13 protein-coding genes are annotated in these 13,534 nt (G+C 47.3%); 2 read left to right on the forward strand and 11 right to left on the reverse strand.

Features of this window, described 5'->3' with window-relative positions:
- Positions 1–11 precede the first annotated feature (11 nt).
- Positions 12–707 (reverse strand): 2OG-Fe(II) oxygenase, encoded by a 696-nt coding sequence (locus CF168_RS12115; RefSeq protein WP_089067997.1) that lies wholly within the window; start codon positions 705–707, stop codon positions 12–14.
- Between the two features lie 116 nt (positions 708–823).
- On the opposite strand from CF168_RS12115, the gene CF168_RS12120 reads away from it, so the two are divergent.
- The gene (locus tag CF168_RS12120; RefSeq protein WP_089067998.1) at positions 824–2,086 is read left to right on the forward strand and encodes an HD-GYP domain-containing protein; all 1,263 of its coding nucleotides are present in this window, start codon (positions 824–826) and stop codon (positions 2,084–2,086) included.
- Positions 2,087–2,159: 73 nt separating this feature from the next.
- On the opposite strand, the gene corA is transcribed toward CF168_RS12120, so the two are convergent.
- From corA to cobB, 4 genes are all read right to left on the reverse strand, one after another.
- The gene (gene corA, locus CF168_RS12125) at positions 2,160–3,107 is read right to left on the reverse strand and encodes a magnesium/cobalt transporter CorA (RefSeq protein WP_086904051.1); all 948 of its coding nucleotides are present in this window, start codon (positions 3,105–3,107) and stop codon (positions 2,160–2,162) included.
- 126 nt (positions 3,108–3,233) lie between these two features.
- A complete protein-coding gene (locus CF168_RS12130) occupies positions 3,234–3,596 on the reverse strand; it encodes a hypothetical protein (RefSeq protein WP_089067999.1) in 363 nt (120 codons plus the stop codon).
- Between the two features lie 252 nt (positions 3,597–3,848).
- Complete coding sequence (locus tag CF168_RS12135) at positions 3,849–4,298, reverse strand: ATP-binding protein (protein ID WP_089068967.1); 450 nt, start codon at positions 4,296–4,298, stop codon at positions 3,849–3,851.
- A gap of 17 nt (positions 4,299–4,315) precedes the next feature.
- Positions 4,316–5,056, reverse strand: a complete 741-nt coding sequence (gene cobB, locus CF168_RS12140) for a Sir2 family NAD+-dependent deacetylase (RefSeq protein WP_089068000.1) — start codon at positions 5,054–5,056, stop codon at positions 4,316–4,318.
- A 256-nt stretch (positions 5,057–5,312) separates the two neighbouring features.
- Between cobB and fur the strand changes: the two genes are divergently transcribed.
- Positions 5,313–5,744, forward strand: coding sequence for a ferric iron uptake transcriptional regulator (gene fur / locus CF168_RS12145; protein ID WP_011716738.1), 432 nt, complete (start codon positions 5,313–5,315; stop codon positions 5,742–5,744).
- A 91-nt stretch (positions 5,745–5,835) separates the two neighbouring features.
- Here fur and CF168_RS12150 read toward each other — a convergent pair whose 3' ends face one another.
- The 6 genes from CF168_RS12150 to CF168_RS12175 all read right to left on the reverse strand — a co-directional run bounded on the left by CF168_RS12150 (position 5,836) and on the right by CF168_RS12175 (position 13,394).
- The gene (locus CF168_RS12150) at positions 5,836–6,333 is read right to left on the reverse strand and encodes a GNAT family N-acetyltransferase (protein ID WP_089068001.1); all 498 of its coding nucleotides are present in this window, start codon (positions 6,331–6,333) and stop codon (positions 5,836–5,838) included.
- Positions 6,334–6,382: 49 nt separating this feature from the next.
- A complete protein-coding gene (gene rnk, locus CF168_RS12155; protein ID WP_089068002.1) occupies positions 6,383–6,790 on the reverse strand; it encodes a nucleoside diphosphate kinase regulator in 408 nt (135 codons plus the stop codon).
- A gap of 381 nt (positions 6,791–7,171) precedes the next feature.
- Positions 7,172–8,044, reverse strand: coding sequence for a succinate--CoA ligase subunit alpha (sucD, locus tag CF168_RS12160; protein WP_011622417.1), 873 nt, complete (start codon positions 8,042–8,044; stop codon positions 7,172–7,174).
- Positions 8,044–9,210 (reverse strand): ADP-forming succinate--CoA ligase subunit beta, encoded by a 1,167-nt coding sequence (sucC, locus tag CF168_RS12165; RefSeq protein WP_011622416.1) that lies wholly within the window; start codon positions 9,208–9,210, stop codon positions 8,044–8,046. The genes sucD and sucC overlap by 1 nt, the downstream gene beginning before the upstream one ends.
- A gap of 119 nt (positions 9,211–9,329) precedes the next feature.
- The gene (gene odhB / locus CF168_RS12170; protein WP_011622415.1) at positions 9,330–10,526 is read right to left on the reverse strand and encodes a 2-oxoglutarate dehydrogenase complex dihydrolipoyllysine-residue succinyltransferase; all 1,197 of its coding nucleotides are present in this window, start codon (positions 10,524–10,526) and stop codon (positions 9,330–9,332) included.
- Positions 10,527–10,574: 48 nt separating this feature from the next.
- On the reverse strand, positions 10,575–13,394 hold the full coding sequence (locus CF168_RS12175) for a 2-oxoglutarate dehydrogenase E1 component (protein ID WP_089068003.1): 2,820 nt from the start codon (positions 13,392–13,394) through the stop codon (positions 10,575–10,577).
- Positions 13,395–13,534 lie beyond the last annotated feature (140 nt).

The following is a 13,534-nucleotide window of genomic DNA, read 5'->3' on the forward strand; positions in this document are numbered from 1 at the left end:
GCCATTATTCGTTAGCCATATACCGCGTATAACTGTTCGGCGCGGTTAAACATCACCCACGATGTGGCAATATATTTATCATTACTGATAGGCATATTGCCGCGATGGGAATGGGTAAAGCCTGCCGGCGCAATCACCATAGTGCCTTTCTTTGGTGAAATCTTACGCTGCTGGTAATAAAACTCCGTTTCCCCGCCTTCTTCCACATCATTGAGATAGAACATATACAACACGACGCGATGCAGCGCCTCATTATGGTTTAGCTGGGGAAACTGCTCCGAATGCCAGTGGGGATATCCACCTTTATTCTTTTGATATTTTTGAATATTAATACTGCCACTGCGGTACAAATATTTTACTAAGGCTTCGGCTCTTGGCTGACCTAAGCGCTCAAAATTATTCGGCGTTAAGGTTACCGCTTGGCCTTGCTCGTCACTCACAGACACTGATACCGCGCCCATTAACGCCATGGAATATTGAGTAAAATAATCGGCGGCGCCCTTTAGGGTATAAGATAACAGCTCATTTTTGAGAGGCTGTAAATCGGCAAAATTATCTAAGGTAAGATCTCGGCTGATCTTCTTTTCGAGGTCGACCCCATTACCCGTTTGGCCATCAACCACACCTGAATGTTGCTCAAATGCAAGAATGAGACGATCACATAGGTCATCGGGGATAGCATTAGGGTATACTTCGATAAAATCCATATTGGCTCAGTGTTTCGGCTATTTTGTACTCTTACTATGCTGACACGTTAGTTAAGTAATTGTAAAGCTGCATCATTGATATAAAATAACTCCATTGGCTTCGCGATAACAAGAATATGAAAAAAAGCTGTAAAGTCTCAGTTCATCAATTACAGGTGGGTAATTTTGTGCGTTTACCCGTGGCCTGGAAAGATCATCCTTTTTTATTCAGTAGCTTTCATATCAAGCAAGCTGCGCAGATTGAGTTAATTAAAAACCTTGGTATTGAATACGTTATTGTCGATTTAGAGCGTAGCGAGACCACACCTTTGGCCGCTGAAGCCGTCAATCCCATTAAAATTCCCCCTAGCGCAGATATCCATAGTTTAAAAAACGATATGGATATCTATAAAGCCGAACAAATCGAAGTACAAAAAAAGCTGCGCCGCGATATTCACAAAACCGAGCAAAACTTTACCCGCTCGGTTGCTATGATGCGCAGCCTTATCGCCAAACTTCGTAATCGCCCGCTCAACGCCGTGGATGATGCCAAGGATTTAGTGCATACCATAGTCGAGCAACTACTCAACTCCGATAACCTCGTCCTGCACTTAATGAGCGATGCTAAGCAAGATGAGAGCATTTACTACCACTCGCTAAACGTGGCGATACTCTCGATGCTTATCGCCAAAGAAATGGAGTGGGACCGCAGCGAAATCGAATTGGTGGGCTTAAGTGCGCTGTTTCACGATGTCGGTAAACTCAAAGTGCCGCCGCAGATTTTGAAAAAGACCACACCTTGGTCCGCGCCAGAGTTGAATTTTATCAAACAACATCCGCTGCTGGGGATTGAACTGCTTAAGCTCGCCGAGAATTTCCCCGAGGCGGCGCTCGCTCCGATCACCAATCACCATGAGTATCTCGATGGCTCGGGTTATCCCAAGGGATTGAAGGAAGCAGAACTGGATAAAATCTCCCAGCTGCTCGCTGTCGTGAACGAGTACGACTCGCTTTGTTATCCGAGTAATCAGGGCAAGGCGCGCATGCCCTACGCAGCCTTAGGCTATTTATATAAACAATATAAAACCAAATTAAATCAGGAATATATTGGCAAGATGATCAAAATACTGGGCATTTATCCACCGGGAAGTGTGGTGGAGTTGTCGAGCGGTCAATATGCCATGGTGATGTCGGTCAATCTGCAAAAGCTACTGTGCCCGAAAATCCTTGTTTATGATGCGCTCGTGCCTAAAGATCAGGCGCCAATTGTCGACCTGGAAGTCGAAGGGATCTGCATCGTGCGGTGCCTACCACCCGCGGCACTCCCCGAAAAAGTGCATGAATACCTCAATCCACGTGAACGCGTGAGTTACTACTTTGGTGGCGATAGCCGTAAATAAACCAACGGAATTCATTCGCCCAATAAAAAGCCGGAGTACTCCGGCTTTTTTGCATCCACGTCAATACTCGCGATTAGAGCCAGTGTTTGCGTTTAAAGAAGAAATAGGTCCCCGCTGCACTTGCCAGCATCATCAAAATCGCCATCGGATAACCATATTGCCAACCTAACTCAGGCATTCCATGGAAGTTCATTCCGTAGCTGCTGGCAATCAGCGTGGGCGGCAGAAACACCACAGCCGCAACCGAGAAGATTTTAATGATCTTATTTTGCTGTAACCCACTGAAACCCATGGCGGCGTCGAGCAAAAAGTTTAACTTATCGAAGATAAACTGACTGTGGGGCATTAACGACTCGATATCCGAGAGCATTTCGCGTAAATCTTTCAAATGTTCATCGGACAATTGCCCACGGTAGTATCGCTGCATATAACGAAGCGAGCGCTGGGTATCGAGCAAACTTAAACGAATTTTACCGTTCGAGTCTTCCTGCAAGGTGATGAGTTTGAACACATCATCCAGCTCATCATTATCAAACACTTGCTCACCGACATTTTCAAGGACCGTATACACGTCCTCAATCAAGTCGGAGAGATAATCCACTTTCAGATTAAAGAGCTCGAGGAACAATTCCTGCGGGGTTGAGACTTCTAACCGACCAAGGCGTAAGTAGTTACGCAACAAACGGATCAGGCCGACATCCTCTTCACGTATGGTCAACAGGAAGTTCGTCCGCAGGTTAAAGGAAACGTTTACCCCACGTACGTCTTGCCCCACTCGCTGGGGGAATAACGAATTGATATGTAAGCCGTCGCTGTTTTGATAAAAACGCGCCGAGGCCTCAATCTCGTTGATATCTTCTTCGTCGGGCACTTCTTCAACGGAAAAACGACTTAACCATTCTCGCTCTGCATCATCAGGTTTATAGAGATCCAACCATATGGTCGACGCCGGAATACTGTCTTGTGTGTTAATCTCAGTGACCGTCAGTTGACGGTTTTCGTAGACATAGGCAGTAATCATGTGTCCTCCTGAAAAAAACTTAAGCTAAAAAGTCCACTTAAGTGCAGGCTAAAAAATTGTCGCTAGTTTAACGTATAACTTAGTAATGAAAAGGCGGGAGCGATAAATTCATAAAATAAATCTGTGTTAGTCTTCGAGAATTTCTAGCCGCTCCGCATTAGAAAAGCGAATGTGTACGCCCTCAATCGTCACCATTTTGGCCTCCGAGATATCCCCTTTGCGCGCCTTATACACGCCGGATAACACACCAGCTGGAGACACTATCGTCACAGTCACGACTTTATGTTGATCGTACCAGTACCACACACTGTAGCTTAAAAGGCTCAGCCCCAGCAGTAAAAATGCTGCCCGCATGCCGTAACGACGCCACAGACTCGGCATCGGCAGAAGATTTACCGAAGTGGCAGACCGCTGCTTAGGACGCCGATTGGCCAGCAGTAAAATCGCCATAATGATAACGGCTAAGGTGAGCAACAGTTTTGTTAACAAGGGACACTCCAGAAGGCGGGACTTAATCGATTATAATCGACATTGAAATGCGAAACTGTCATTAAGATCAAGCTTATGCAACACAATTTTGCGGCGACATAGCCGTACATTTCGATATCAGACTAACAGCAGAAGATGACAAGTTAACATCTAACCGAGAAAATCGAGTCGATTGAAAGCCTAGTCATTCAAAGTGGTGACACGCTAAACGCCAGCTCAAGGCGACAAAGAGACAAAGAGACAAAGAGACACCTAGAATGCCTCAAACTGCGCTGCCATACGCCGTATTTGACTTAGCGGCACACCATGACGATTACGCTCGGCGCACAGTTGTTGATGCGTGCGCGCTGAAGGCTCCCCCACCAGTACGATACGCACTTGATAACCTAAGGCTTTCGCAGCTGCCTCATAGGCCATGTACTCCCAGCGGCAAAGATTAGTGTTATCACAAATCACGATAGGCTGAGCGCTACTGAGCGCGTGGATAAACGCGGTTAAATTACGTTGATGATATTCGGAGAGTTTTTTCGCATCGAATCGATACTCCTCTCCCTCGTAGAAAAAACTATCGGTCGAAAAAATGCCGCCTTGGCGAACGCGAATCGCCTCTTCTAACGGTAGATTAGCCACAAACTGCTCGACCCAATGGGATTTACCGCTGCCCGGTAATCCCCGCATAATAATCGCCAGTTTTTGCGTCATGGGCTCGTTGCTCATTCTTAAACATCGGACTCGGCTAAATCGGAGCCAATCACTTTGCCTGCGAGTATGGTATCGACCAATTTAGGCACCAAATCCCCTGCCTTACCGGTTAAATGATATTGGAACTGGCTGTGTCTATCGGGTGTGACTAAATTTACTTCCACCGTTTGTGCGCCATGATGATTGGCCGTATCGACAAACCCTGCCGCCGGATACACAGTGCCCGACGTACCAATGGCAATGAATAAATCACAGTTATCGAGCGCATCGTGAATTCTGTCCATTCCCAGCGGCATTTCGCCAAACCACACCACATGGGGGCGTAATCGTTGCGCGGGAATACAGCAGGTACAACAGTTATTGGGGCCGAAGGGTTCTCTTAATAAGAAAGTTTGGCGAGAGCGTGGGCAACGACCTTTGGATAATTCGCCATGCATGTGCAACAAGCGCCGAGAACCCGCTCGTTCATGTAGATCATCAATATTTTGGGTCACAATCAATAATTGCCCGGCAAATTCCGCCTCTAGCTTAGCCAATGCCAGATGCGCCGCATTAGGCATCACTGTGCCACTGTGCAATTGCTCCCAACGGCTGTTATAAAATCGCTCAACCAGTTCGGTATCGCGGGCATAACCTTCGGGAGTGGCCACGTCTTCAATATGATGCTCTTCCCATAGACCATCTTGATCGCGAAAGGTACGTAATCCCGATTCGGCAGAAATGCCCGCGCCAGTTAACACCACAATATGCTGGTACATACCGCTTCCTTTTATTGTAATTATTCTGTCCATTGTCCCGACATTTGCGCGTCGTGAACATTATTCCTTGGTATAACCTTACAAAAACTATGCTTGAATTGCCGCAATTTATTGCAATTTCGCGCTAAGTGACACAATTTATCTGCATATAGACCCATAAAGCTAGAACAAAGGTTTAAGTTTTTAATTTGACCCCCTATAATGGCATTCACTATCCACGGATGAACCTATTGGTTCTGCAATCAAGAGATTAGCAATGACAGATGGAAATCAAGCGCTAAAAAAAGCCGGTTTGAAAATCACCCTGCCACGAGTCAAGATCCTAGAACTGATGCAAGGACCTGAAAACCAACATATCAGTGCAGAAGACTTATATAAGAAACTGCTCGATTTAGGTGAAGAAATTGGTCTAGCAACAGTTTACCGTGTATTAAACCAGTTTGATGATGCCGGTATCGTATCTCGCCACCACTTCGAAAGTGGCAAGGCGGTATTCGAGTTATCGACTCAACACCACCACGATCACTTAGTGTGCCTCTCCTGTGGCAAAGTGATTGAGTTTTCAGATGAAGTAATTGAACGTCGTCAAGACGAAATCGCCAGCAAGTACAACATTAAACTGACTAACCACAGCTTATATTTGTACGGTCATTGCACCAACGATAAATGCGATCATAACGACGAGTAGGCAGATTTAGCTCAATCTGGATATCAACCAGACACACCTAATAAAAAACCAGCCATCTAGGCTGGTTTTTTATTGAAACGCTCATGCACAGTTAGAGCACCTTCGCGTACACATTCACTTTATGTCCCATAAACTCACTTGGTTCACGCCAATGCATGCCTATGCGTTTAGCAACGCTCTCAGAGCCAATGTTACCCTCTAGGATCAATGCAATGATTTGCGTAATACCAAACTGCGGGAACACACTGATTGCAGCTTGAGCAGCTTCGGTACCAATCCCCTTGCCCCAATACTCGGGAAAATAACGATAGCCAATTTCGACTTCGTTATATTCGGGAATAAACTTAGGTCCACAAAAACCAATCACCTTCTTATCAGCCTTGTGCTCGACGGCCCAGCGGCCGAATCCCCGTTGCTGATAATCCTGCAAAATTACGTTATGGAACAACTCCCGCGCCTGCTCTGGAGCAGTAAACGGCGCAACAGGAATGTATTTAAGCATTTCGGGAATGCTATTCATCAAGTAGAGGGCATCGACATCCTGCTCGGCAAATGGTCTGAGTATTAAACGCTCTGTCTGTATAATCATATTGGCTTCCTTCATATTGCCCTCTAGACACTCACATCCAGCGCTGTGATTAACGGTGAAAGTCACCGCTACGCTCTGGCTGATACATAATTTCTTCGATACGAACATTGACCATAGTGCCGCCGGGTCTTGGCCATTCGATTTCATCCCCTTGGGATAAACCCAATAAAGCACTGCCCACGGGCGCAAGAATGGAAATCGTACCCTCACCTGTCGCATCCTTGGGATAAACTAATCGTAAACAGAAGGTGTCGTCACTGGATGACACACTAAATTTCACCTCAGAATTCATCGTCACCACATTACCGGGCATCTGCGCGGCAGGCACAATATCGGCTCGGTCGAGTTCCGCCTCCAATGCCGCGCGTCCTGGAAAGGCGTTGGCTGGTAATGACTCCAGTAGACGCTCGAGTCTTTCTAAATCGATTTCTGAAATAATGATCTTTGGTGTTTTCACAGTCTTTCCCTCGTGTAAATAGATGTCCCTTAGGGTTAAACATCTGCTGTGGGCTTATCCTCCCCCAATGGGATAAACCAATAAAAAAATACGCTCGCAGCTAAATGCCGCAATCGCGTGGTAATTAAGTACAAGATGTATTGCTGAACAGCCGTGGTGCCATAAGCGCAGGGCTTAGGGTTGTGGCTCTACTAATGCATTCACACGTCCATCAGGTGATGACGTTTGGTAGAGAAGCCCAATCTAACCCTTTGTAAATAAAAATGCTAGCCTGCGCGATGTTAGCTTTGTCCCATTCTCACACTTTACTGCTCGGCACAGGCTAACAGACACGCAATAAAAAAGGCGCCTTAGGCGCCTTTTCGTGTGTTAACGGTTAGATTACCAACCGGTTTTAGCACGCAGCGCTTTGCCGATATCAGCTAACGAGCGGACAGTTGTCACGCCCGCTGCTTCTAATGCAGCAAATTTGTCAGCAGCAGTACCTTTACCGCCAGCAATGATCGCACCCGCGTGACCCATACGCTTACCAGCAGGAGCAGTTACACCCGCGATGTAAGAAACAACAGGTTTAGTCACGTTAGCTTTGATATAAGCAGCCGCTTCTTCTTCAGCAGTACCACCGATTTCACCGATCATCACGATGGCTTCAGTCTGCGGATCGTTTTGGAACATTTCCAATACGTCGATGAAGTTAGTGCCTGGGATTGGGTCACCACCAATACCTACGCAAGTAGATTGGCCGAAACCTTCGTCAGTCGTTTGCTTAACCGCTTCATAGGTCAGCGTACCAGAACGAGAAACAATACCCACTTTACCTTTTAAGTGGATGTGGCCTGGCATAATACCAATCTTACATTCACCTGGAGTGATAACACCTGGGCAGTTTGGACCGATCATGCGAACGCCAGTTTCTTCTAGCTTCACTTTCACTTCCAACATATCCAGTGTTGGGATACCTTCAGTGATACAAACGATCAGCTCAATACCACCGTCGATAGCTTCGAGGATAGCGTCTTTACAGAAAGGAGCTGGAACGTAGATAACAGAAGCGGTTGCACCAGTAGCAGCAACAGCGTCTTTCACAGTGTTGAACACTGGCAGACCTAAGTGCTCAGTACCGCCTTTACCTGGAGATACACCACCAACCATTTGCGTACCGTAATCGATAGCTTGTTGAGAGTGGAAAGTACCTTGACCACCGGTAAAGCCTTGGCAGATTACCTTGGTATCTTTGTTAATTAATACAGACATTATTTGCCCTCCGCAGCTTTAACTACTTGCTCAGCCGCATCAGTCAGACTGTTAGCTGCAATGATATCAAGACCTGATTTAGCTAATACTTCACGGCCTAATTCAGCGTTAGTACCTTCTAAACGCACTACAACTGGCACTTTAACGCCAACTTCTTTAACAGCGCCAATGATACCTTCTGCGATCATGTCACAACGTACGATACCACCGAAGATGTTAACCAGAACGGCTTTCACATTGCTGTCAGACAGAATGATCTTGAATGCTTCAGCAACACGTTCTTTAGTCGCGCCACCACCTACGTCGAGGAAGTTAGCTGGCTTGCCGCCGTGTAGGTTAACGATGTCCATAGTACCCATTGCTAGGCCAGCACCGTTCACCATACAACCCACGTTTCCGTCCAGCGCAACATAGTTCAGTTCGAACATTGCAGCGTGAGCTTCACGGGCGTCATCCTGTGATGGATCGTGCATTGCTTTGATTTTTGGTTGACGGAACAGTGCGTTACCATCGATACCAATTTTACCGTCTAAGCAGTGCAGGTTACCTTCAGTGGTGATAACCAGTGGGTTGATTTCCAGCAGTGCGAAATCGTGATCAACGAACATAGTCGCCAGACCCATGAAGATCTTGGTGAATTGCTTCATTTGAGTTGGGTTTAAGCCCAGTTTGAAGCCAAGATCACGTGCTTGGTAAGGTTGAGGACCAGTCAGTGGATCGATGATCGCTTTGTGAATGAGTTCTGGCGTTTCTTCGGCCACTTTCTCAATCTCAACACCACCTTCGGTAGAAGCCATGAACACCACGCGACGGGTAGCACGGTCAACTACTGCACCTAAGTACAGTTCGTTAGCGATGTCGGTGCAGCTTTCTACTAAAATTTTAGCAACCGGCTGACCTTTCTCATCTGTTTGATAAGTCACCAGATTTTTGCCTAACCAGTGTTCGGCAAAGGCTCTGATTTCTTCTTTATCGCCAGTGACTTTAACGCCACCCGCTTTACCGCGGCCGCCTGCGTGTACTTGACACTTAACAACCCATAAATTTCCGCCAATACGGCCTGCCGCTTCTACAGCTTCTTGGGCTGTATCACATGCAAAACCTTCTGACACTGGTAAACCATATTCGGCAAATAGGGATTTTGCCTGATACTCATGCAAATTCATGATGATCTATCCGTATACTTCTAATCAAATCCAACTGGCCCCACGGGGCCAGTCACGAGGGTATGTCTGACTCTTGTCTCTAAACTAACAGGTTAAACGTGATCGTTTAGCGCGTTAGATTATAGGTCAAGTAGCAGACGAGTTGGGTCTTCCAAGAAGTCTTTAATGGCGACTAAGAAGCCAACTGACTCACGGCCATCGACAATACGATGGTCATATGAGAGAGCTAGGTACATCATGGGCAGGATTTCAACCTGACCATTCACTGCCATTGGGCGGTCTTTAATGGCATGCATGCCTAAAATCGCGCTTTGTGGCAGGTTTAAAATTGGGGTAGACATTAACGAGCCGAATACACCACCGTTAGTCACAGTGAAGTTACCACCAGTCATATCAGCCACAGTCAGCTTGCCATCACGGCCTTTGATTGCCAGATCGCGTACTGCTTTTTCGATATCAGCCAGGCTCATGGTATCGGTATCACGCAATACTGGGGTGACCAGACCACGTGGAGTCGATACAGCGATGCTGACGTCGAAGTAGTTGTGGTAAACGATATCGTCACCATCGATTGATGCGTTCACTTCTGGGAAGCGTTTCAGCGCTTCAGTTACCGCTTTCACGTAGAAAGACATGAAACCTAAACGGATACCATGGCGCTTTTCAAAGATATCTTGGTACTGCTTACGGATATCCATGATTGGCTTCATGTTCACTTCGTTAAACGTCGTGAGCATCGCGGTAGAGTTTTTCGCTTCTAATAAACGGTTAGCGATAGTCTTACGTAAACGAGTCATTGGAACACGCTTCTCGCTACGACCTGCCGCTAAAGGTTGTACCGCTGGAGCCGCAGGGGCAGCAGCCGCTTTAGGCGCAGACTTGATAAAGGCTTCAACGTCTTCTTTAGTGATACGGCCACCGACACCAGTGCCCTTCACTTTGCTCGCATCAACATTGTGCTCAGCCAGTAAACGACGTACTGATGGGCTTAATGCATCGTTAGACTCTTCAGTCGCAGCAGCGGCAACAGGTGCAGCAGCTTCAGCTTCGGCTTTAGTCACTTCTTGACCAGAAACCGCACCCGCGATGAACTTAGCAATCACTTGCTCGCCCAGAACGGTGTCACCTTCTTGGAACAGGAACTCACCGATGTGACCATCTTCTGGTGCAACCACTTCCAGTACGACTTTGTCAGTTTCAATATCAACCAGATTTTGATCACGAGAAACTTGCTCACCCACTTTTACGTGCCAAGTGGCGATAGTTGCGTCGGCAACAGATTCTGGCAGTACGGGTACCTTGATTTCGATACTCATGAAAAACGATCCTTTTTTATAAAATGTCTATTACTACAGTCTTAGCTATTACAGCTTTAGGGCACTGTTCACTAAAGATTCTTGTTGGTGAGCATGCAGCTCTGGGTAACCACAGGCTGGTGCAGCAGACGCTTCACGGCCAGCGTAGGTCAGTTTTGCACCCGCAGGGATAGCAGCCCAGAAGTGATGTTGGCTAGAGTACCAAGCACCCTGGTTTTGCGGCTCTTCCTGACACCATACAAAATCCTTCACATGTTGGTAATCAGCTAAAGCTGCAACCATTTCTTCATGTGGGAACGGATATAACTGTTCGACACGGATTATTGCGATGTTATTGATGTTTTCTTTACGGCGTTTTTCCAGCAGCTCGAAGTATACCTTACCGCTACAGAACACGACGCGATCGACCTTGTTCGCTTCTAACGTATCGATTTCACCGATCACGTTTTGGAAGCTGCCATTAGCCAATTCTTCCATGCTAGAAACCGCTAATGGGTGACGTAGCAATGACTTAGGTGACATCACCACCAGTGGACGACGCATAGGGCGCACCACTTGGCGACGCAGCATATGGTAAACCTGTGCTGGCGTTGATGGCACACAAACTTGCATGTTGTGGTTAGCACACAGCTGCAAGAAACGCTCTAAACGGGCGCTTGAGTGTTCTGGACCTTGACCTTCGTAACCGTGTGGTAACAGCATGGTCAGACCGCATAGACGGCCCCACTTCTGCTCACCAGACGACAGGAACTGATCGATAACCACTTGGGCACAGTTAGCAAAGTCACCGAATTGGGCTTCCCAAATCGCCAGACCACCAGGTTCCGCAGTCGCATAGCCGTATTCGAAGGCTAATACTGATGCTTCAGACAATACTGAGTCAGTGATGTCGATTGGACCTTGGTCTTCAGACAAGTTACGCAGTGGCAAGTAAGTTGTCGCATCATTTTGGTTGTGCAGAACCGCGTGACGGTGGAAGAAAGTACCACGGCCAGAGTCTTGACCAGTAATGCGAACACGTTGCTTGTCTTCAAGAATCGTGGCGTAAGCTAAGGTTTCAGCAAAGCCCCAGTCGAGTAACTTCTCGCCCTTCGCCATAGCAACGCGATCGCCATAGATTTTAGCAACGCGTGAATGCAGTGGGTGGCTCTCAGGAACATAGCTTAGTTTTTCAGCTAGGTTCTGTAAGCGCGCCAGTGGCAGAGATGCTTGATACGCTTCGTCCCACTCACGGCCAATGTAAGGAGTCCAATCCACTGTGTGCAGTGTCATTGGGCGCCATTCTTTCACCACACAGTCACCTTGGTCTAAGGCGTCACGGTAGGTGTTGATCATGCTGGTCACTTCATCAGCGCCGATGCTGTTTTCAGCGATCAGTTTGTCAGCGTAGATCTTACGTGGCGTTGGGTGTTTCTTGATCTTGGCATACATCAATGGCTGAGTTGCACTTGGCTCGTCAGCTTCGTTGTGGCCATGACGACGGTAACACACTAAGTCAATCACCACGTCACGTTTAAACTCGTTACGATAATCAACAGCAAGCTGAGCAACAAAGGCAACGGCTTCTGGATCGTCAGAGTTCACGTGGAAAATCGGTGCCTGAACCATCTTAGCGATGTCAGTACAGTATTCAGTTGAACGCACATCAAAGTGGTTTGACGTTGTAAAACCAACTTGGTTGTTCACAACGATACGGATGCTGCCGCCCACTTTAAAGCCACGTGTTTGAGACATGTTGAATGTCTCTTGCACGATACCTTGACCAGCAATTGCAGAGTCACCGTGGATCGTAATTGGCATCACCTGTAAACCGTCTTTACAACCACGGCGGTCTTGACGAGCACGTACAGAGCCCATAACCACAGGGTTAACGATTTCAAGGTGTGATGGGTTAAAGGCCAGTGCTAAATGCACGTTGCCGCCCGGCGTTTCGAAATCTGAAGAGAAACCTTGGTGGTATTTTACGTCGCCTGAACCGTGGGTATCGGCGTGCTTACCGGCGAACTCGTCAAACAGTTCTGCTGGACGCTTACCTAACACGTTCACCAGTACGTTTAAACGACCACGGTGAGCCATACCGACTACGATTTCTTTAGTGCCCGCTTCGCCTGCGCGATAAATGATTTCGCGCATCATAGGAACTAACGCATCGCCACCTTCTAACGAGAAGCGTTTTGCACCAGGGAATTTAGCGCCTAAATATTTTTCAATGCCTTCAGCAGCATTTAGGCCTTCGAGAATGCGGGTCTTAACACTTTTATCGTAGTTGGCTTTACCTAAGGATGGTTCGAGACGTTGTTGGATCCAACGCTTCTCATCGGTATCGGTAATGTGCATGTATTCGGCGCCAATCGAACCACAGTAAGTGGCTTTTAGCGCTTTGACTAAGTCAGCCAGCTTCATGGTTTCGCCGCCGTGGGCGAACGAGCCAGTGTTGAACTCACGTTCCATGTCTTCTTTGGTCAGACCGTGGAATGCGGGATCTAAATCGGCAACAGGTTCACGTTTCCACAATTCTAACGGGTCGAGGTTAGCCCCTTGGTGACCACGGAAACGGTGGGCGTTGATCAGCTGTAGCACTTTAACTTGCTTAGCGTCCAACTCAGGATCGGTCACACGAGCTGCGCTCTTATGACGTCCGTCCATCGCTAAACTGCGAAAATAATCACGTACTTTGGAGTGAGCCGCTTCAGGCGCGTCTTTAGAAGCACCGTTCACCGGAGGGAGATTATCAAATACCGCACGCCAATCGTCAGAGACTGACTGTGGGTCTTCTTGATAGGCTTCATACATCTCTTCTACGTAGGTCGAATTTGCACCACTTAAGTGAGATGATTCGAGCCAGGCTTTCATGATGCCTTGGTGCATTGCTATTCCTTTCAAACTTTATACACGTGCTTAGCCATAGTTTTTATATGCAATCTCAAGCAATTACCTTCGACGCATAAATTTTGCCGCCCCTAGATATCCAGATTTCACGGCGCGTTGTCTTCCATTACATACACAAA

The organism is Shewanella bicestrii (assembly GCF_002216875.1).
Taxonomy (GTDB): Bacteria; Pseudomonadota; Gammaproteobacteria; order Enterobacterales; family Shewanellaceae; genus Shewanella; species Shewanella seohaensis.